18 protein-coding genes are annotated in these 20,737 nt (G+C 51.0%); 7 read left to right on the forward strand and 11 right to left on the reverse strand.

Features of this window, described 5'->3' with window-relative positions; translation table 11 throughout:
• The first annotated feature begins 163 nt into the window (after nucleotides 1-163).
• Nucleotides 164-1,810, forward strand: a complete 1,647-nt coding sequence (locus EYZ66_RS05290; protein WP_009574543.1) for an amidohydrolase family protein — start codon at nucleotides 164-166, stop codon at nucleotides 1,808-1,810.
• Between the two features lie 97 nt (nucleotides 1,811-1,907).
• On the opposite strand, the gene EYZ66_RS05295 is transcribed toward EYZ66_RS05290, so the two are convergent.
• The 7 genes from EYZ66_RS05295 to EYZ66_RS05325 form a co-directional block, all read right to left on the reverse strand.
• Nucleotides 1,908-2,525 (reverse strand): peptidylprolyl isomerase, encoded by a 618-nt coding sequence (locus tag EYZ66_RS05295; protein WP_040815791.1) that lies wholly within the window; start codon nucleotides 2,523-2,525, stop codon nucleotides 1,908-1,910.
• A 92-nt stretch (nucleotides 2,526-2,617) separates the two neighbouring features.
• Nucleotides 2,618-3,703 carry a M14 family metallopeptidase gene (locus EYZ66_RS05300; RefSeq protein WP_009574545.1) on the reverse strand — a complete coding sequence of 362 codons (1,086 nt, stop codon included), beginning with the start codon at nucleotides 3,701-3,703 and terminating at the stop codon, nucleotides 2,618-2,620.
• Between the two features lie 121 nt (nucleotides 3,704-3,824).
• The gene (locus EYZ66_RS05305) at nucleotides 3,825-5,075 is read right to left on the reverse strand and encodes an NAD(P)/FAD-dependent oxidoreductase (protein WP_009574546.1); all 1,251 of its coding nucleotides are present in this window, start codon (nucleotides 5,073-5,075) and stop codon (nucleotides 3,825-3,827) included.
• A 30-nt stretch (nucleotides 5,076-5,105) separates the two neighbouring features.
• Entirely contained in the window at nucleotides 5,106-6,068 is a 963-nt protein-coding gene (locus EYZ66_RS05310; RefSeq protein WP_009574547.1) for an ornithine cyclodeaminase family protein, read from the reverse strand.
• 55 nt (nucleotides 6,069-6,123) lie between these two features.
• Nucleotides 6,124-7,140: a membrane dipeptidase gene (locus EYZ66_RS05315; RefSeq protein WP_040815794.1), complete on the reverse strand. Its 1,017-nt coding sequence runs from the start codon at nucleotides 7,138-7,140 to the stop codon at nucleotides 6,124-6,126.
• A 159-nt stretch (nucleotides 7,141-7,299) separates the two neighbouring features.
• A complete protein-coding gene (locus EYZ66_RS05320) occupies nucleotides 7,300-8,409 on the reverse strand; it encodes an enolase C-terminal domain-like protein (protein WP_160195613.1) in 1,110 nt (369 codons plus the stop codon).
• Nucleotides 8,410-8,437: 28 nt separating this feature from the next.
• Nucleotides 8,438-8,899 carry a CoA transferase gene (locus tag EYZ66_RS05325; protein WP_083814320.1) on the reverse strand — a complete coding sequence of 154 codons (462 nt, stop codon included), beginning with the start codon at nucleotides 8,897-8,899 and terminating at the stop codon, nucleotides 8,438-8,440.
• Between the two features lie 398 nt (nucleotides 8,900-9,297).
• On the opposite strand from EYZ66_RS05325, the gene EYZ66_RS05330 reads away from it, so the two are divergent.
• A complete protein-coding gene (locus EYZ66_RS05330) occupies nucleotides 9,298-10,950 on the forward strand; it encodes an AMP-binding protein (protein WP_009574662.1) in 1,653 nt (550 codons plus the stop codon).
• 45 nt (nucleotides 10,951-10,995) lie between these two features.
• Here EYZ66_RS05330 and EYZ66_RS05335 read toward each other — a convergent pair whose 3' ends face one another.
• Nucleotides 10,996-12,135 (reverse strand): HDOD domain-containing protein, encoded by a 1,140-nt coding sequence (locus EYZ66_RS05335; RefSeq protein WP_009574661.1) that lies wholly within the window; start codon nucleotides 12,133-12,135, stop codon nucleotides 10,996-10,998.
• Nucleotides 12,136-12,344: 209 nt separating this feature from the next.
• On the opposite strand from EYZ66_RS05335, the gene EYZ66_RS05340 reads away from it, so the two are divergent.
• Nucleotides 12,345-12,740 carry an MAPEG family protein gene (locus EYZ66_RS05340; protein ID WP_009574660.1) on the forward strand — a complete coding sequence of 132 codons (396 nt, stop codon included), beginning with the start codon at nucleotides 12,345-12,347 and terminating at the stop codon, nucleotides 12,738-12,740.
• A 73-nt stretch (nucleotides 12,741-12,813) separates the two neighbouring features.
• Here EYZ66_RS05340 and EYZ66_RS05345 read toward each other — a convergent pair whose 3' ends face one another.
• A complete protein-coding gene (locus EYZ66_RS05345; protein WP_009574659.1) occupies nucleotides 12,814-13,299 on the reverse strand; it encodes an FKBP-type peptidyl-prolyl cis-trans isomerase in 486 nt (161 codons plus the stop codon).
• 212 nt (nucleotides 13,300-13,511) lie between these two features.
• On the opposite strand from EYZ66_RS05345, the gene EYZ66_RS05350 reads away from it, so the two are divergent.
• A complete protein-coding gene (locus tag EYZ66_RS05350) occupies nucleotides 13,512-14,813 on the forward strand; it encodes an ammonium transporter (RefSeq protein ID WP_009574658.1) in 1,302 nt (433 codons plus the stop codon).
• On the opposite strand, the gene EYZ66_RS05355 is transcribed toward EYZ66_RS05350, so the two are convergent.
• Both EYZ66_RS05355 and EYZ66_RS05360 read right to left on the reverse strand, forming a co-directional pair.
• A complete protein-coding gene (locus EYZ66_RS05355; protein ID WP_009574657.1) occupies nucleotides 14,801-16,579 on the reverse strand; it encodes a putative bifunctional diguanylate cyclase/phosphodiesterase in 1,779 nt (592 codons plus the stop codon). The genes EYZ66_RS05350 and EYZ66_RS05355 overlap by 13 nt on opposite strands.
• A 1-nt stretch (nucleotide 16,580) precedes the next feature.
• Nucleotides 16,581-17,714: an FIST signal transduction protein gene (locus tag EYZ66_RS05360; RefSeq protein ID WP_009574656.1), complete on the reverse strand. Its 1,134-nt coding sequence runs from the start codon at nucleotides 17,712-17,714 to the stop codon at nucleotides 16,581-16,583.
• 230 nt (nucleotides 17,715-17,944) lie between these two features.
• Here EYZ66_RS05360 and lipA point away from each other — a divergent pair, with 230 nt between their 5' ends.
• The 3 genes from lipA to EYZ66_RS05375 are packed head-to-tail and all read left to right on the forward strand — an operon-like array spanning nucleotide 17,945 to nucleotide 20,729.
• Nucleotides 17,945-18,946: a lipoyl synthase gene (gene lipA / locus EYZ66_RS05365; RefSeq protein WP_040815923.1), complete on the forward strand. Its 1,002-nt coding sequence runs from the start codon at nucleotides 17,945-17,947 to the stop codon at nucleotides 18,944-18,946.
• Nucleotides 18,947-18,977: 31 nt separating this feature from the next.
• Entirely contained in the window at nucleotides 18,978-19,865 is an 888-nt protein-coding gene (locus EYZ66_RS05370) for an NAD(+) kinase (RefSeq protein WP_009574653.1), read from the forward strand.
• Between the two features lie 9 nt (nucleotides 19,866-19,874).
• Nucleotides 19,875-20,729 carry a rhomboid family intramembrane serine protease gene (locus EYZ66_RS05375; protein ID WP_009574652.1) on the forward strand — a complete coding sequence of 285 codons (855 nt, stop codon included), beginning with the start codon at nucleotides 19,875-19,877 and terminating at the stop codon, nucleotides 20,727-20,729.
• The last annotated feature ends 8 nt before the right edge of the window (nucleotides 20,730-20,737 follow it).

Raw genomic sequence — 20,737 nt, forward strand, 5'->3', positions numbered from 1 at the left:
CCTAATCGCAGTGGGCTATTTATTACTCAGCGCCTATCGATTGCAAGTCACTGGTCAAGCACGGCCTAAATTTTTGGTGCTTATAGGCAGTTTTACAAATTGGCAAATCAGCAGTGGCTAGTGCCCAATTTCCGCTTTACTAAGTCCCTTGGAGATAATTAACATGACAATGATATTTAAAGCATTCGCGGTCGCGATGTTTTTGTTACTAGGTTTGCCGGCTCAAGCCTCGGTCGACCAAGCCGAGCCTGGCGAAGAAATGATTACCAAGGTGTACAGCTTAGGTGTTGCGGCTGCAAAAGTGGCCCCCCTTAGTGGTGATGAGGCGGCCGGCCCCTATAAGCGTTTAATCATTAAAAATGTCAATATTATCGACGGCACTGGTGCGCCCGCTCAGGGTCCTATAACGATTGTGATAGAAGATGACAGGATTGTGCGTTTAGATGGTTACGGCGCTGGCTCTTTCCATCGCATCGAAGAAAAGCAGGATGAAAACACCCGCATTATTGACGCTGCTGGCCAGTATGTGTTGCCGGGCTTTATTGATTCCCATGCGCATTTGGGGACGCCGACTCATGCATTTGTTGAGTCCGGTATGTACACTGACCCTGAGTATGTCAATAAATTGTGGCTGGCACATGGTATCACCACGGTTCGAGAAGCCGGTTCTGGGGGGGGGCTCGGTTGGACGCTGAAACACAAACAGTTGAGTGATGAAGGCAAGATTACTGCTCCGCGAATGAAAGTGCACGTCTTCTTTCCAGATACCATGAACTCAGCTACAGAGGCGATAAAGTGGGTTACGGCAGTGCACAAAAGAGGCGCAGATGGCATCAAATTTACAGGCGCTTCCCCTGAGGCTATCGAAGCAGCGATAACTCAAGCGCGCAAGTTAAACATGAAAACCATGTATCACCACGCCCAAATTTCAGTGGCGCAGATAAACGCACTCGATTCTGCCCGCATGGGATTGGATAGCATGGAGCATTGGTACGGTTTGCCAGAGGCGATGTTTACAGACAGGCTAGTGCAATATTACCCCGGTGACTACAACTACAATGACGAACAGGATCGCTTTGCTCACGCGGGGCGACTTTGGGCTCAAGCGGCCAAGCCAGGCTCTGAGGTTTGGCAGGCAACGATTAGCGAATTAATAAAACTGGACTTTACCATTGACCCGACGTTCGGTATTTACGAATCCAACCGCGACCTCATGCGGGGTAGGAACGTTGAATGGTTTGATGATTACGGGATGCCTTATGTCATGCGTTCCTTTGAGCCTGATCCAAAAGTGCATGGGGCTTATCATTTTGATTGGACAACGGCTGATGAAATTGCCTGGAAAGAAAATTATCAGCTGTGGATGAAGTTCATCAATGATTATAAGAACGCTGGTGGACGTGTCACAGTCGGTTCCGATTCTGGTTTCATCTATGGCTTGTATGGTTTTGGCTACGTCCGTGAACTTGAACTGTTACAAGAGGCGGGCTTTCATCCACTGGAGGTTCTGCAAGCAGCAACACTCAACGGAGCGAAATTACTTGGCATTGACAATGAGACGGGATCGATCCAGGTCGGCAAAAAGGCCGACCTGGTTATCGTCAATGAAAATCCTTTAGCCAACTTTAAGGTGCTATACGGCACGGGTCACCAGAAGCTGAACCGCGAAACCGGTATGATGGAAAGAACCAAGGGGATAATCTACACCATCAGGGATGGCATTGTATTTGATGCCAAAGCCATGCTTGAGGATGTAAAAACGATGGTCGCTAATCAAAAAGCATTTGAAGCAAAAAAGATATCTGAGTGAAGAGATAATATCCTAATCCGAGGTGCCCGCGAGGGCGGCAAACTGGACTAAAAGACGATTCTTCTTATGCTTCAGTGGCCTATGTATTGGCAAAAAGTTAGTTTTTACGTTGTACTGATTCAATCATAATAGGGTTACTTAACATTTGACCTTTCATATAAGAGTCTTCATAGGATAAAGTATCCCTTATTTTCTGAATGGCACGTACAACCTCCATACCTTTAACCACCCGTCCAAAAGCCGCAAACCCCTGCTTATCAGCGTTACGGCTACCACCAAAATCCATACTGGGCTGATCGCCAATGGTGATAAAAAAGGCAGCCGCGGTGGCAGTACCAACATCACGTCTGGCTAGGGAGATTGTTCCATCGAGGTGTTTAATGCCTGTTTGTTGTGTGGATTCATGGGTAACGGGTTCTGTGGGTGGTGTCTCTGTTAGTAACCCCCCTTGTATGACTTCAATCACTGGCAAACCATTATCATTGTCGGGGCGAACGACTCGATAAAATGCTGCTCCTTGGTATAAACCGCGATCCACGTAGTTCAAAAAATCCCCGGCAGATAAGGGGGCTTTTTGAGGATAAACCATCAGTTCAATATCCCCCAGGGAAGTGCTCAGAATAACGGTAACTGACTGTTCTTCTGCTATGGATAGAGCTGGTTTGGAAATTCCCAGAAGTGCTAGAAAAATTATTTGTAGAGTTACAAACCTCATGATTACCTCAATTTTTTAGGCTGCCGTCTAAAGATTGCGGCCGCTAATATCATTTAAGGACGTTTCTTGGCCTTTCTATCACGCTGCTTTTACTAACTTGTCAGCCCGACAAGCGCCTGCCGAACAGCTAAGAGGGATTGCCCTGTAACCATTCCCTTCCAGTCGTCAGTATCGCCATAAAAGCAGCGGCGGATTTCGGCTTTGATGGGCGCGGCCTCGGCGCTTTGAGGATCTCCGTGCGCATGAAGCCAGCAATCGGCCTGCATCGCGAACAGCACTTCAAGCGGAGACACGGTTCCGACTTCAAACGCCATACAAGTCACCTCGGCATTGGGGAGCAGGTCAGGCGCTGCGGCTACCCCTGAACCTCCAATTTCTGACGCCGACGAAGCGCCGTCGCAAACCGAAGTCACTGCTGAGCCGTACCATTTTGCAGCACGTTTAAACTGCTTGCTCGATCTTGGCACGACCATTATCTGCTCCGCAAAGCCCCAAGGGCCGAGAGCCGAGTGATAATCGATCACTGCAACTCGCGATGCCTGTGCAAGATAGTTTGAGAAGATGCGTTCTTGAGTGAGTCGTGACCAGCTGGGAGCTGTGCCGCCGAAGAAAAGCCCATCAGGATGGTCATATTGACCACCGCTAATCGCCTGCTGAAGTGCGGCAAAACCATGCTTTTCGGTGTAGCTTTTTATAGCTTGCCCTGAGGCGTTCTGCGTCTCGCTATTCCATTTTGGAGGGCAAATCGACGCATGCAACTCAGCATAGTTAGGATTTTGAGGTCGTGGTTGATTGAAATCGATCCAGTTTCGGTTCAGGTCAATGTTTTCATTCGTCACGCGTCGAAGCCATGCGAAACCGTACGGATTGATCCCGTGAATCATCAGAATTCCGACATCCTTTGGCAAGCGGGCAATCTCGCCTCGCCGTAAGAGGTCGATCTGAGCGCCAGATCCGCAGAAACCCTCGGCTCCGTGGGTTCCTGATATAAGGACAAGGACCTTGTCGGCCTGATCCAGTCCGAACGCCGCGACGTCCGTGAAAAGGGGGCGCCCATCAGGACCCCGCTCTGGATGCGACATGGAGTCAACAACTCCGCCTGCAGCGGTCGCTTCGTGGAGAAATTTTGATCGTGCTTCCTGATAGTCGCTACTGAAGCTGGCAGATGTGTCGATCATTGTGCGGCCCTTTGAGTTTTGAAGTGCAATCTAGACTGGCCCCGAGAGCCATAAGCGGTGTTGGTCCGCGCTAACAATACACTTACAAGGTTTGAATTCTATGTCCACCAAACCGTAGACCCTATTTAAACCGATTCACTGAGAATGCATCAACCGCAACGTGAGGATCGCATTCGGCGATCAGTTCAGCGATCAAGCGGCCTGTTACAGGAGCCAGCGTCACGCCAAGCATGCCGTGACCGGTGGCGAGCAAGGCGTTATGAAACTTGGGTACTCGCCCTATGATAGGCAGGCTGTCCCACGTCATGGGACGCCAGCCATACCACTGCTCTTCAATCGGTTCGGCTGTTGATTCAACCAGGTAATCGCGAGTGGATTCGCGCAGTTGACGAATGCGGTTAGCGGGTAGTGAGGTGTCAAAACCGCTGAACTCCATGATTGACCCGATCCGGTAGCCAGAGTCGAAGGGTGTAACAACAGTGTGCGCTTCACCAAGGGCTATTGGTATCCGTGGGCAATGCTGAGGCTTTTTCATCGTTACCGAATAGCCTTTGCCCGTTTCCATGGGAATGTCGCACTCAAGCTCAGACGAGAGCTTTGGCGACCAGGCGCCAGTGGCAAATACATAGTGATCACTGGTTAACTTGTCTTTAGAGGTAATCAAACCTGTAATGGATGAGGCGTCTTTTTCAATGCTGTCGACACGGCACTCTTCGATAAATTCAACACCTTTGTCGGTCAGCATTTGTGCCCAAGCTTTGACCAAGCGGTCTGGCCGTACTCGGCCTTCTTCCTCGAAGTAGAAAGCACCAGCGAGATCACTCTTGATGGCGGAGTCGAACTGCGGGAGCTCGTTTCCGTCTATGCGACGAGAATTAAGCTCAAACTCCTTAGCCATGAGTTCCGCCGTTGCGCCGAAATTAGAAAAGCCTCTCTCTGACTTGTAGAGGTAGAGGAGTCCGGTTTCTTTCCATTCGGCCTCTAGGGACGGGTTGCTGGCAAACAAATGTCGGTATTCCTGTAGCGAAGACTCAAGTATGGGCTGGAGTTTTCTGCCGCCATTGATCAAATGCTTTTGCGAGCACAAACGGGTAAACCGCCAGAGCCAGCGGTAAAGCTCCAGTCGCCATTGAAGTTTCAATCGAAAGGCTGCGTTGGCGTTAAAAAAGGATTTAACCCCGTCCATCAGTGCACTGGGTTGCGCCAGTGGAAGGATGTGGCTAGGTGTAATCATACCGCAGTTGCCATGGGAGCTGCCATTGCCGATGCGCCCCTGATCAATCACGGTGACGTGGTAGCCTGCCTCTGATAAATAGTGAGCACACGCAATACCAATAATCCCTGATCCCACCACCAGTATTTTATCGCTCATACGTCAGGCATCCTTAGAAAAAGCATAACGTTATTGCGTGTTCACGCTTAAAAAGCGGCGATAAATAGACACCGCAGAGAATAGATCCTGAGCTGTTATCCCTAAGGATTTGTACAAAGTAATTTGCTTGTCGTTTAAGCGACCGGCGAGATCACCAATAGCGACCTGGCCAATCTCGCCAATAATGTGACCCATGTCGATAGCGCCTTCCTGCACGGGAGTCATGATGTCGCCCGCTTCTGCGGCAGTAGAAGCCAGCGAGTCAACATAGAGCCTGGCATTAACAATCAAGTCAGTGTCAGCTTCTCTAGCTGATAGACTGTGGGAGCCCACAAGGTTAACGTGCGTCCCAGGCTTTACCCATACACCCTTTAAAACCGGCTCGGACGCTGCAGTGACAGTACAGATAATGTCGGTATCGGCGGCTTTCGCAGGATCAGAGACGGCGCTGACAGACAAGCCGGTGCGTTTTGACTGCTGATCAGCGAAAGCCACTGCAGCATCATGGTTGCGAGCCCAAACTAAGACGCTCTCGATCGGACGTACCGCGGCAATAGAATCAATATGGGTTGCGGCCTGTAATCCGGCACCAAAGATTCCCAAGGTCTTTGCCTCTGGTCGAGCCAGTAATTGGGTGGCGAGCGCAGACGCAGCAGCGGTACGAAGGCCGGTAACGGAGGAGCCCTCGATCATGGCCTTGGGTTCGCCCGTCTCATATTCAAACAAAATGATAGCGCCCTGAATAGTGGGTAGTCCTTTCTGGGCATTGTCAGCGTGTAAGCTGATCAACTTGACGCCATAGAAGCCCAGTTCTTTGCTGGCACCAGGCATAATCAGCAGAGACTTACCATACTCAAGGGGGATAGAGCTACGCAAGGGAACTTGAACATTATCCTGTGAGAAGGCAATCATTGCTTCTCGGACTGCCTGGATGCAGTCTTTGGCGGGCAATAGTTCCTGGACTTGTGCGGCATCTATCTGTAGTAGAGACATTTTTTGACCTTTTGCTTAATAGCAAAATCTGGTGGAAATAATTTCTTCAGGCGGCTTATTGTCCCCAAACCTCTTTATAGACTCGGATCAGATTTAACCCCAAGATTTTTTGGGTGTCATCTTCGCTATAGCCGCGGCCAAGCAGAGCTTCGGTTAACCGTGGCATGGTTTTTGGTGTTTCAATACCTTCCGGGTAGATGTGCGGAGGTCTTGGATAATCCGTTCCTTTCCATAGGCCTGCGGCCACTGTCTCTTCGAAAATCTTAATAGCCTCTTCTTCGTCTGCGACAGGGTGTTGACCTGGGTAATAATCAAGTCCCAGTGAAATGTGATCGATACCGCCGATATTGACAATATGATCGACGTGTTGAAGAAACTGATCCATAGACGGGCGGCTTGAAGAGGATACAAGTCCTGGGAAACCTACTACACCAACAACACCGCCTGACTTGGCGATGGCCTTGATTTGATCGTCATTGATGTTTCTAGCTGTTTCGGTTTTATGGACTTGCTTGCAATTAGAGTGTGAGCAGATCACCGGTTGCTTTGAAGCCTCAATGGCTTCAAGGGTTGTTCTTACGCTGGTATGTGAGCAGTCGACAATAACCCCCACATCGTTGCAGCGTTCGATAAACTGTCTGCCGAAATCAGTCAGTCCTTTGTCTTCATCCACTTGCGCACCGGAGCCAACCAAATTGTCGACATTATAGGTGAGCTGCATAATGCCAACGCCTAGTTTGTGGAATAGATTGACATTATTCAGATTATCGCCAATGGGATCAGTGCCCTGAAAGTGGAAGACTATGCCTGTTTTACCATGAGATTTCGCATCATAGACATCCTGTGCGCTCTGAATCAGCATGAGGTCATCGCGAGAGCGAATCAATTCCAGGACATATCCAATATAATCATAAGTCATCTGCGTCGGGGCAGGTCCTCCAACGGTGGGAGTGATAATAGTAACGCCTCCCTCGATGTACCATTCAAAGCAATCGGGATCGCGCGCAAGAGGGCAAGTCCCATCTATAACAATGGAGCGGTCATGAAGTTGCTTGGCGTCTGGGTTATACATGGAGTGGACCTTTCCGCGAATTTTTCAGGTCCACGTTTTTAATCCAAAAACGAGCCTCGTAATGTGCATATTCCAATTGTTTCTCTACATATGCGTCATTTTTGCAAGACTTTGGATGCTGTGTGCGAGTGTATTGTATTAAATAGAATGGATCTGCGCTTAACTCAACACTGCAATTTTCTGGCGCTCTACAAGCTCCAGATCCACTTCATATCCGAGCCCCGGTTTGCCTGGGGCGTGGGCGAAGCCATCCGAATCAATTTGTATCTCTTCTACGAGCCCATGCCACCAGGCTTCTTGGGGTAATAATATTTTCATAAAGCTGGTGTTTGGAATCGCCATCTGGATGTGGAGATAGGCTACATCATTCAGTGAATTTCCACCGTGGTGGATTTCAAGCTTCATGGCGAACGCTTCGGCGAGATGCGCAATTTTTAGCATCGAGGTGATGCCGCCTTTGATCATTACGTCGCCACGCAATATATCGGTAGCTTTGTTCATGATCCAGGGCGCATAGTCATCCAGCCACCCAGCCGGAAACTCGGTGGCCATCACCGGTATGTCCATACTTTCCCTGAGCTTCGCATAGTTGTAGATATCCGTGACGGGTAAAGGATCCTCGTACCACAGGAACCCCAGTTCTTCTATCGCACGACCTACCTTGACCGCCTCGCCGAGGTCGTAAGCAGAACGAGAATCCAGCATCAGGTTAAAGTTGTCGCCCACTGCTTTACGGACAGCCTGGCAGGCGGCAATATCCTCGCGCCAGTGTTGTTTGGGGTGCAGTTTATAGCCGTGCAAACCAGCGTCCTTTACTGCAAGAGCTTGTTCGACATATCCGTCAACAGAATCGTGCTGCTCTGAACTCGCATAGACCGGGGTCTTGTGGCGGAATGTGCCGATCATGGCATGTACAGGCAACCCGCTGATTTTTCCGGCGAGGTCCCACAAGGCAACGTCGACAGCGCAGACCGCCAGTGTGCTGACTTGAGCGCGCATGCGAGACATGCTCTGAAAGAGACGCTCGCGATCCAGCGGGTTCTGGCCCATAAGGATAGGTTTCAGGAAACGTATGATATACGGTGCTTCGAGGCTGGCAGGATGAACACACAAACCCAGTAATGCATGGCCTTCGGTTCCTTCATCCGTTTTTATCTTAACCAGTCCCAGATCGGTACTGTTTGTGACCATCTTAACTTCATGGTCATAGCTTTTAACCGGGATATTCTCCCATTTGAACAGCGTTACCGTGACATCCGTAATCTTCAAATCAATTCTCCAGCGATGTTTTTGGATATTATGAATCCAAACCCAGGCGAGCTAACACTTCCTCAGTGTGCTCGCCAAGCAAAGGCACCGGACTATGTTCTCGTCTTGGTGTTCGGGAAAAAGCCAATGGGCTGTCGACCACCCGCAGGCTCTTTTGCCCGTTAACGGGAACGTCAGTCAGAGCATTTATCTCCTTCTTTTGTGGTTGCGACATGGCATCAGCGATGCTCATGATGGGTGCGCACAACGGGTCCTTGGCTTGCAAACGGGACAACAGTTCATCAGTGCTGAGGTTTTTACATGCCGCTGCCAATATCGGTTCCACTGTGCTCTTGTGTTTGGCGAGTTCAAGCACTGAAGCGGTTTCAATACCCAGTTTTTTACTCATATCCTCGACGCCCAGCGCCTCACACATCAGACCCAATGGATTTTCTTTGAAAAAGCCCAGGGCAAGCACCCAGCCGTCGGTTGTTGGAAAGATAAAGTTCAGGCCTGTCTCGAGCTAGTTAATCGATCTGCCGGTATTCAATACGGAGGCAACTTCAATCCCCTGTATGGCAGCCGCCTGCAATGGTTGGGCCATTTCTTTGGACCACTCTGGCGATTCGCTATGTTTCGAGGTGCGCTAAAGTATTGATTTATATACACCTATAATCACTGCAAAACACCGATGGAAGAGTTCGAGTCCCGTCCGCTCCGCCATTTTATTAAGCATATTTTCTAGATATTCGGCAAGCGCGGTTGTGCGCGTTGCATGCCACGTCATACCGTCCTCACGAACAACATTGAAATTGCCTCTCAAGCTGTCTAGTCTTGACCTACTCATCGACCGTTGCTTTGGTACTCTATAAAGCGGTCGTAAGCGGTAAACAACAATAAGAGGTCACAATGAATTCAGGAAGCGTTTGGAACTTAGCCAATGTCTGGGAAGTCGTAGCCGACACTATTCCAACTGAACCCGCCATTATTAGCGATACGCTCAATTTGAGCTGGCAAGAATACGATCAAGCCTCCGCGCGCATGGCGCAAACGTTTGTCGATGCCGGCTTACAGCCTGGCTCGAAAGTTGCTATTTACTCGTACAACCGAGCCGAGTATCTGATTGCCCAGTTCGGTGCCTTGAAGGCGCGTTTGTGTCCCGTTAATGTGAATTACCGCTATCTGGAGACAGAACTTGCCTACATTATTGACAACAGCGATGCCGAGGCAGTGGTCTATGAGTCTGCCTTTGCCGCGCGACTCGAAGCGATTTTAAACGACATCCCCGCGGTTAAAGTGTTTGTTGAGATTGATCCTCCAGGCACGCCAGTGCTGCCTAGCGCGATAAGCTTTGAGCAGGCTACGTCGGGTTCTGCAATGCCACGCATTGCACGTGACGCCAGCGATATTTACATGCTTTACACGGGTGGTACAACGGGTAATCCGAAGGGTGTTATGTACGAGCAGGGCGGCTTTGCCAAGGTGCTCGCGACTATGGCCTGCGCCTTCAGAGCGTTGCCTCCGCCCGAGACGCCCGCCGATTTGGCCGTCAGTATCGAGGCGTTTGCTGAGCAGGGGGCGCTATCGAGAAGCTTACCTGCTTGCCCCTTAATGCATGGTACCGGGATGTGGATTGGTGTGTTTATTCCGCACTCATTGGGTGCGGCAGCGGTGCTGTACTACAACCAGACATTTGATGCGACAGATCTCATGCGTTTAGTGGAGCGCGAGCGTGTCCAGGAATTGGTCATTGTTGGTGATGCCTTCGCCAAGCCAATCGTTGACGCTCTGGATAAGGCCGATGCGGAAGGCTCGCCCATGGAACTGAGTTCGGTTCGTTTGATTGGCTCGTCTGGCGTGATGTTTTCGGCTGCAGTAAAACAGGGCTTGTTGCGCCATATGGATGCCAACATCGTCGATAGCATGGGCGCTAGCGAGGGTAGCTTTGCCACGAGTATTACGAACCGTGAAAACGTGAACGATTACAAAACGGCTAAGTTCGAACTGTCGCCTTTTGCCAAGGTCATTAAAGAAGATGGTACTCCGGTAACTCCGGGTTCCGGCGAGATGGGGTTGGTTTGCAGTGCCGCGCTGGTGCCGGTCGGCTATTACAAAGACCCTGTTAAGAGTGCGGCGACCTTCAAAGAGTTTGATGGCGTGCGTTACTCGGTACCGGGTGACTACGCGACGGTCGAAGCTGACGGAACAATTACGCTGATTGGTCGCGGTTCCATTTGTATCAACAGTGGCGGCGAGAAGATTTATCCCGAAGAGGTCGAAGAGGCTATGAAAGCCCACGCTGCCATCTATGACTGCCTTGTTGTGGGAGTCCCAGATGACAAGTTCGGGCAAGCTGTTACCGCGGTCTACTCAGTACCAGCAGGTGTTCAAGATGCGGCTGACCTTAAAGCTCACGTACGAGGTCTCATTGCCGATTATAAAGCGCCCAGGCATTACGTGTGGGTGGAGACCGTCCCCCGAGCTGTGAACGGTAAAGCCGATTATAAGACGGCGAAAAAGTTTGCTCTGCAGGCCTTAGGGATCGAAGAGGCGACAGCTTAAGTTGGTGACTTGGTCTGCCGCAAAAGCGGTAGGCCCAGTTTCTTGCTAACCCAGGGTGTTGATCAGACGATTTGCTTTACGCTTAAACCCTGCGTCCTTAAATAACTCCCTCAGACGCGACAGATTTCCAGCATCTAAGTATTGACGCCACCAAAAGAGGTCGCAGTTGTTGCTGTCGTCTATCCCAGAATCTTCAATATCATCAATTTTACGGTACGCGATGGCATCGCCAATGCGGCACGCGATGTAGATAATCAGTTTTTGTTGCAAAGTTTCTGTGGGCAGAGGGTAGTCTTGCGGAGCGGTGGTCAGTAACAAACCTGATGACGCAATTGAGTGCGCAAGCTCGGGTGGCAAGCCCCAGTGCTTGGCAAGTGCGCCACCGACGATAAAACTGTTGAAACCATATTTTTCTTGCTGCTGTTTGGCTCGGTTTAGTAGTGTGCCGTTGTCGTCGAAATCCTCCAGAGAAGCTTTGGTCACAGTCGCTAGCGCCACGTCGCCTAAATTAGCGAGCAGCGCGCTCGTAGCAACCACGGATAATCGTGGTAGTGCAAATTCTTGCCCTATCATTTGCGCAAAGGCGCCGGAATAGCGAGCTGCCTTCCAAATCCTGTCCAGGCTTGCCTGTTGTTGCGGGGTCCCAGTTGGCGAGCGCTCAGAGAAGGCCGCTTGCGTGACCAGTCCTTTTACCGCTGTCACACCGAGATACGTAATCGCGTGCTGCACGCTGGTGATGGGCGAGGACAGGCCAAACGCAGCTGAGTTGACGGTTCTAAGTACGGCCGCTGTGAGCCCTGCGTCAACCACAACGGTTTCTTTTAGCTCTTCCGGTGTATCTAAACCGCCGACCAGCTGTGTCTGAATGGGGTGAGGGGGCGGCATGGATTCATAGATCGCTTGTATGGCTTGGCGTTCTGTCAGCTCGATGTTATCGATCGTAAACAGCGTAAAGTCTTGCAGCTGCGGGGGGACTTGCGGTGCTGGCTTGGGGGTGATTGGGGTCTCACGACCGCCGACCTCGAAGACACCGCTGGCGACTCGACTCGAGGCAATAGGTCGTGCTTGCTTTCGTTTAGCATTTGCTTTTGCGCGTGCTGCTGACTCTCGTGAAGTTCGCGACACGATGAGATAGATTAACAGGGCGATTAAAATAAGAACCAGTGCCAATGCGCCGACTAACATGAACCTGGATCCCCCGAGCATAAGCGAGCATAGATGAATGGATAGGCATACTTTTAAACGTGATTCAATAAATGCCTAGGCGTACATGTAGTCTAACAGAAAGCTTGATGAGTTGAATGATGGTGTGTGATCGGTTTGCCCGACGCTTGCTTTTTCAGCAGTTATAGTTGCACTCTATACAATCTAACGAAAATAACAGGGCTAAAACTATGTTCATGTATCCGTTAAGTGGTCTGGTGACCTTATTGTGCTTGTTCGTGTTGTTCTGGGTGACTGCGATGGTAGGTGTTGCCCGTGGGAAGCACGGCGTAAAAGTCCCTGAAATGACGGGCCCTGAGCCCTTCGTGTGGGCCGTGCGAGTGCACCTAAATACGATTGAAGGATTGATTTTATTCTTGCCCGCGCTGTGGCTGTTTGCCTTGACCGTCTCTGATCTGGCAGCTGCCAGTGTGGGTGTGTTTTACCCCATAGGTCGAGTGCTATACGCTTTGGGATACTACAAAGAGCCGAGTAAACGCGAACTCGGGTTCAGTATCGGTCTGTTAGCGACCGTGATTTGTCTGCTGGGTAGTGTCTACGGGCTGTTCTTGAGCCTGACGGCTTAGATAGAATCTCAGAAAAATTTACTCACCATCGTGGCCATTTGGCTGGCCCCGATGGTGCTAGGCTAAGCCGGCTTTAGTGGTGGTGACCGCCCGGACCATGTGCGTGGCCATGAGCAATTTCGTCGTCGGTTGCTTCACGCACGTCCACGACTTGCAGCGCAAAGCTCAGGCTCATGCCGGCGAGAGGGTGGTTGCTGTCAACGTCAACGTTAAATTTACCCACTTTGAGTACGGTAGCAGCCTGTGGCCCTGACTGGGTGTTCACTTGCACAGCCATGCCTGGTCGAATACGCTTTGGTGCATTCACAAGGTGCTTGATCGGTACTCGTTGAATGCTATCGGGGCGCCGTTCGCCGTAAGCGTCTTTTGCTTCGAGGGTGACGGAAAGTTCGTCACCCGCCTGCTTGCCTTCAAGTGCGCTTTCTAGCGCGGGCATAATGTTATTGTGACCGTGTAAATATAAGGCCGGTTGGTTTTGGTCGCTCGATTCCAGTTCTTCACCCCCAACGTTGGATAAGGTGTAGTGAAACGTTACGACCGAATTTTTAGCAATCTGCATGATTTTGACCCTGCGTAAAACGCGAAGTATAGCATTGAAGTGTTGAATTTCGATGCACCAAAATCCGACAAAAAGAGTGTCAATATGGTGCAAACTGCTCTAAACGTGCGATGTTTTGGTGCGTTTCGCATTCATTGGCATCGAAACTGGATTTTCGCGCAGTTGTTCGTAAACTTCAGGGCAAAATAAAGATCTCCGCAAGAGGAATGTCTATGTTCAAGTCAGCTTACGCTGCCATGTCGGCGCTATGTTTGTTATTTGTGGTTCCCTCGGCCAGTGCCGAAGTCTCGTCCGGTGATACTGCCTGGATTTTAAGCTCTAGCGCCTTGGTTCTATTTATGACCATACCGGGCTTGTCACTCTTTTACGCCGGTCTTGTGCGCTCTAAAAACGTGTTGTCTGTATTGATGCAATGTTTTGCTCTTACCGGTTTGATGTCACTACTGTGGTTTGGTTTGGGTTACACCTTGGCTTTTGGTAGCACCGATGAGCAGGGCCCCTGGGTGGGCGATTTAGGCAATGTGTTCTTAGCGGCAATGTCGGGAGACTCGGTGTCCGGTTCTATACCTTCCATGGCCTTTGCGATGTTCCAAATGACCTTCGCGGTCATCACACCTGCGTTAATCGTGGGCGGGTTTGCCGAGCGTATGCGTTTTTCTGCCATGTTGCTGTTTAGCTCGCTCTGGTTAATATTGGTTTACGCACCCGTTTGCCACTGGGTGTGGGGTGGTGGCTGGTTGCAAGTCATGGGTCTGCAAGATTTTGCTGGTGGTACGGTCGTACACATCACTGCTGGCGTCGCGGCAATTGTCGCGGCGATCGTGATGGGTCCCAGAAAAGGTTACGGAAATCAGCCGCTTCCTCCGCACAACTTAACTATGACGGTCACAGGTGCGGGAATGTTGTGGGTGGGCTGGTTTGGTTTCAATGGCGGATCGGCATTAGCAGCAGATGGTAGCGCGGCTCAAGCCATTTTGGTGACTCATTTATCTGCATCTGCCGGGGCTCTCGCGTGGATGGCGATGGAATGGATTAAACACGGTAAACCCTCTGTATTGGGCATTGTGACTGGCATGGTCGCGGGGCTTGGAAGCATCACCCCTGCATCGGGATCGGTGGGTCCTGCGGCGGGTGTATTAATTGGCTTGACGGGTGGTGTGGTCTGTTATTACGCCACTCTGTTTATTAAGTTGCGTTTGAAAATCGATGATAGTTTGGATGTGTTCCCTGTTCACGGTGTTGGCGGTATTTTGGGGACGCTCTTGGCGGGGGTATTCTGTGCGCCCGGTATTGGAATTCTGTCGGGTAACGGCTTTTCCGAGGGTATCAACTCCGTGGGTGGGCAGGTGACGGTGCAAGCTATCGGCGTTGTTAGCACCTTGGTGTTTACCGCGGTGGCCTCTTACGTGCTGCTGAAGGTAGTAGATGCGCTGTTGGGCTTACGTGTGGATGTCGATGACGAAACGCAGGGTTTGGACCTAGTTTTGCATGACGAGCGCGGCTACGACTTGTAACGAGCGATCAGTGCTTCGAGGGGTTCTGGTCTAGAATAGAGGAACCCCTGCAGGCGCTGATATCCCTGGGCGATCAAAGCGTCAGCTTCTGCTTGGGTCTCAATGCCTTCTGCCACGGCTTTCATGTTAAGCGCGTGGCACAAGAGCAATATCGATTTCGAGAGATTTGCCGCTCTGGCATCGTTATCTACGCCGCGTATGAAAGCCTTATCGATTTTTACGATGTCAATGGGCAATTCTTGCAGATAGCGCAGGCTCGAGTAGCCTTTGCCGAAGTCATCGATAGCGACGTGGACCCCCAATTCTGTGAGGCGTCTTATTTTTTGAATGATGGGCTCTACATTGCCCACAAAGCCGTTCTCTGTGAGTTCCAAGCACACGCGTTCGGCGGGGACGTCGAACCGCTGTAGCGTGTCTGTGAGCCATTCAACAAAATTACGTTGTTCAAGTTGATTGGGCGATATGTTGATGCTGATCCGCTCGAACGACGGCGGAAGACCGCAGTTCATTGCGACTTTAAAGTCGGCGAGTACCTGTTTGACAATCCACGCACCTAGCTCCCGCATAATGCCGATGTCTTCCGCTAAGCTGATAAAACGATCAGGTAATAACTGCCCCTCAGCGGGATGATCCCAGCGAATTAGAGCTTCCGCGCCGCTGATGTTTCCTTGCTCATTAACCTGAGCCTGGTACATCATTTTAAAGCCTCGGCCCTGCAAGATTGCGCTGCGTAACTCGCGTTCTTTATCCAATTTTTGATCCAAGGCCTCGGACATTTCTGGACGGTATAGCACGGTCCTGTTGTTGCGGTGCGCCTTGGACTGATACATCGCGATATCAGCATCTCGCAAGATCAGGGCGTAGTCAGTTTCTTGTGCGTTGAACACTCTTACGCCGATACTGGCCGATATTTGAAACTGATGACGGCCTGCTTTCATGGGCGAGATTAAACGTTCGTTAATCCGATGCCCGAGCTCTAGCGCGATGGACTCCGCCTCTTTTCGGTCGGTGTGGGTGCTATTTAGGAGGATAACAAATTCATCACCCGACAGACGCGCAATAAGCCCCTTATCACCGGTCAGTAGCTGCAGGAGTTGAGTGATACTGCAAAGTAAGTCATCGCCGACGTGGTGCCCAAAGCTATCGTTGACCCACTTAAAACGGTCCAGGTCGAGGAAGAGCAGGGCCCCAAAGCTCGCTGTTTGCCTCTGTGTACATTGATCGAGTTGTGCCATTAATCCGTGTCGATTCAGCGTTCCGGTTAAATCATCGTGCTGTAGCTGATGGTTAAGACGCTGGCGAGCTTCGGTTAATAAGCGATTTGATCTTAGAAGAGCCTCATGCTCGACGCACCCTACGATACTTTGCGCCAATTTTTCAGCAATAGGGAGCAAAGCGGCGATGACTGCATCGCTGATGGGTTTGCTCTTCCGGACTAGCAGTAAGTATCCGGCTTTGGGTAACTTGAGTTGATAGATCCAAAAGCCACCTTGTTGCCATGTCTTGCTGGGCTCGTCGGATGGGTTTGCTGCGACCGGGTTGGCGACATGTGGGAGGCTAAAAAAGTGGCTAAGGTTATTATCGTCGACGTCCTCTTCGCCATCATTGGCCAGTAAAGTGTCATACAGGTACCAGCTTACGCCCGCTAATCCGAGTCTCCGAGTCGCGGTCTTACTGAATTGACCCAAAAGTTCTTCAAGCTTGCGGTCTTGGCCAATAGCCATGGCAAGCTCGTGCTGAATCGAGATCAGCTGGAATGGTTGCATGCTACAGAACGCCAACTACGGTTGTTTTGTTTAACCACTCGATTGGGCCCGAGTCGACATTACCGATTTCGCCAAGACTCAAAATGCCAATATGTTTGACTTGCTCAGGTAACACACTATTGATGCTGCTGAGCTCTTGCGTGAAGTCAGCATCCATGAACAATACGCGGGAAATGCAGTCCACGGTAAAACAGGTCGACAGCGCTGTATCGTAGTGTCTTTTGTGTGCTTCAACCGCATTACTCGCCGCGAGTTTTGCCGCCTCTGTCAGTTTCTGTGTATGGCCTTGCAGCAAGTAGATCATGGCATTTTGCGGTACTTCGCCAACGCAGATCAGCGTATTACCATCGGCTTGGATCGGGTCTCTAACCAAAGGCTCGGCATCGAGTTTTTCAATGCCTAAAGGGAACTGTTTAGCGACATCAAAAAAGTCATGTTCGGTGAGGTTGATGCCGCTATGCGCCAGAATTTCATCCCGATAGATCTCTAAGGCATCGGTAAAATTGAGTTGGTTTACCGCAACTCCACAGGCCTCGGTCACTAAGTGTGGTCCTGCGCAGATCTCCCAACCATGCTGAATGCCGACACTGAGTGGTGAGGGTAACTCGATAATCAACGCCGCATCTTCCGCTATGCCGTTTTCGGTGAATAGACAGGGTTTTTGGATAAAGTCGAGAGATCCGGCGCCGCCGCCGATGGTTGCCGTACTTTCACCCATGGTGCGATAAAATACGTCGGTGAAACGCTCGATATTTTGGCTCAGACCATCAATGAGTACGAGGTAGGGTTTGCCTTCTTCCTTAGCACCAATGTATTGCGACAGCTGCGCGTAGATAAAGTTCTCGCCCTTGCTGAGGCCATTTACCAGGCATTTGCGCAGTGGTCTCATGCTACAGAGAGCGACAATGGTGTTGTGTTGGTATTTTTCTTGGGCCGCAATCACGCCCGGAAAGAAGCCACCAGCGATAGGCATTTTGCTTTGACGTAACCAGTCGCTCACTTCATTCATGTTCCAGGTGTTATCCGATGTGGCGAGCAAGATAATGGACTCTGTTTCCGACGGCAGGAAAGCCTCGATCTGTGCAATGCAATCGCTGAATTTATCGCCTTGAGTGACCGTGTAGTGAAAGTGCATAGGGTTCTCGCTTCGTCTTATAGGCACAATATTACTGTAGAGGGTTACGAATGCCTATTACTAGTGAATTAGGTTTTGTTCTGGCGCAAAATTTGGTGCCTCACCCTGGCTCGGTGATCGTTTTGTATACGCGGTACCCGCATTGGAAACTTCGATTACCGATCACCGGCAAAAGTCAGTACAATAGAGACTGTCCAAACGCTGAGCTCAGCCAGCAGCAGAGGTAAAATTTGACCGATCAGAATCACATTCCAGTGGTGCAAATTCACAGCGGTGAAAAATATACGACGCCCCAGGGTTTTAAGGCGATTAAAGATGGCATCAAGAAAACCCAGGTGGAATACACGCCGCTGAAAAAGCCCTCGTGGCTGCGAGTTAAAGCACAGGGTGGGCCTAGATACGAAGCCGTTAAACGTATTGTGCACGAGCATCGGCTAGCGACGGTTTGCGAGGAGGCGAAATGCCCGAACATGAGCGAGTGCTGGAGTCGGGGAACAGCCACCATCATGTTGATGGGTGAGGTATGTACCAGAGCCTGCCGTTTTTGTTCAGTCAACACCGGCAACCCAAAGGGTTGGTTGGACTCAGAAGAGCCTGAAAATACCGCGAAATCGGTTGAGTTAATGGGCCTCAAGTATGTGGTGTTGACATCGGTAAATCGTGACGATCTACCCGATGGTGGTGCGGCACACTACGCGGCGTGCGTGCAAGCCGTGCGGGAACGCAACCCGGATACGGCAGTGGAGGCTCTGACACCGGATTTCCTAGGGGATCTCAAAGCAGTAGAAGTGGTTGTGGATTCGGGCTTACAGGTATTCGCTCAGAATGTGGAAACGGTTAAACGCTTGACGCACCCGGTGCGCGATCCGCGTGCGGGTTATGAACAGACGCTCGAGGTATTGGCGCATGCGAAGCGGCATCGTCCAGACGTCTTAACGAAGACCAGTCTGATGTTGGGCTTGGGCGAGACGCGCCAAGAGGTCCAAGAGTGCTTGCAGGATCTTAGAGCCGCCAACGTCGATATCGTCACCTTTGGTCAATACTTGCAGCCGACGCGTAATCACTACCCCATTGATCGTTATCTGACCCCGGAAGAGTTTGAGGCTTATCGTGAGCTGGGGTTGTCGATGGGCTTTTTAGAAGTGGTCTCTGGCGTTATGGTGAGATCCAGTTATCGCGCTGAACAGGTGCTTGAGGGCAACAACGTTGGCCTGAGCTCACACAAAGGCTAAACTGCGGCTTTATCGCGGAATACTAAAACTCATGCCATCACCATTTAAGACAATCGGGGTACTGGGGCGTAGCCATGACGCAGATTTTGCATCTGCTCTTGCGGCCATGCTCGAGATGTTGGACGCGCGCGGCCACCAGGTGATTGTGGAAGATCGTTTGCGATCAGGATTGCCTGACGACGTCAGCTATAGTTTCGCCGAGCGGTCAGAGATTGGCGGCAAAGCCGATCTGGCGATTGTGATCGGTGGTGACGGTTCTTTGCTGAGTGCGGCCAGGACGCTTGCGCGGCATGAGGTCCCCGTGCTTGGGGTCAACCGGGGTCGATTAGGATTTTTAACGGATATCAACCCTGATCAGCTGCTTCACGCGATCCCGCTTATTCTGGACGGACAGTATGAGTCGGAATCACGGTTTTTATTAGATGCCTGTGTTATCCGGAATCATGAGGTTGTTGCTAAGGCCGACGCCTTGAACGATGTGGTGGTCAATTCGGGCACGTCCGCGCAAATGATCGAGTACGAGCTCTACATCAATGATTTGTTTGTCTATCGCCAGCGCGCCGACGGCTTGATTGTATCGACGCCTACTGGCTCGACAGCGTACTCCTTGAGTGGTGGTGGCCCGATTATGCACCCGTCCTTAGACGCGGTAGTTTTGGTGCCCATGTTTCCTCACGCGCTAAGTTCTAGACCGATTGTGGTAGACGGTAATTCCGATATCAGGATTGATATTCTGCCGCGTAATCGTATTCATCCGCCGGTCACTTGCGATGGTCAGACCAATATCACAGCGCGCCCGGGTGATTCGGTGTTAATCAAGAAAAAGCCGCATCGACTCACCCTTTTGCATCCTGTGGGTCACAGTTTTTATGCCAGCTGCAGAGACAAACTGCGCTGGAGTGCGGCTCTGGTCGATTAGGGCGGTGAGTTGAATTCGGGTTTTGAAGTGTTGTCTCTGTACTCAGAGGCCGAAGTAAAGGCACTGAGCAAGCTTTTATGGGGATGCAAGATTGGACATCACTGGGTGCATCAAGCCGACCACATCACCTTATACGTGTTGCAGCCCATGCACGTTGATTTGGCGCGACGTTTACATGCGGACATGAGCGCGGGTATTCTCACCGCGCCTCAGAGGCAACCGAGTAGTGCGACTACACTAGTGACGGCCTTTCTTAACGCACCGGTGACACTCGGCACTATTCTTGTCAGTTTCGTCGTATTTTTGGCGATTCATGTGTTTGAACAATGGTCTTGGCTCAGTGCTTTGACCTATTACCCACTTATGGTGACCGATCAAGGCTGGGCGTTGAGCGGCGAGCCGCCCCAGTGGTATCGATTGATGACCCCCGCCATATTGCACTTTGGATGGATGCACGTGGTGTTTAATTCGCTATGGGTTTGGGAGTTTGGGCGGCGTGTGGAGCATGCCATCGGCGCGGCCTGGACGCTTGCCGCATACATTGCCATTGCGATAGTGGCTAATGTGGCTCAGGCAGAACTGTCCGAGCCCTCAATATTTGGCGGTCTATCGGGTGTTGTGTACGGCCTGCTGGCCATGGTTTGGCTGGGGGGTAAGTTGTCACCTCGATGGTGTGTTCCGCCCTCTAATACGCTACTTTACTTCATGCTGGGCTGGCTGGTACTTGGTTTAACAGGCTTTATTGATGTGCTAGGGTTTGGCAGCATTGCCAACCACGCGCATGTCGGTGGTTTGTTGGCTGGCGTAATGATCGCCTTAGCAGTTCGCACCGTACTCTCTATGCAGCAAAACAATCGTAATTAGGGAACTTT

It is taken from the genome of Aequoribacter fuscus (genome assembly GCF_009910365.1).
Taxonomy (GTDB): domain Bacteria; phylum Pseudomonadota; class Gammaproteobacteria; order Pseudomonadales; family Halieaceae; genus Aequoribacter; species Aequoribacter fuscus.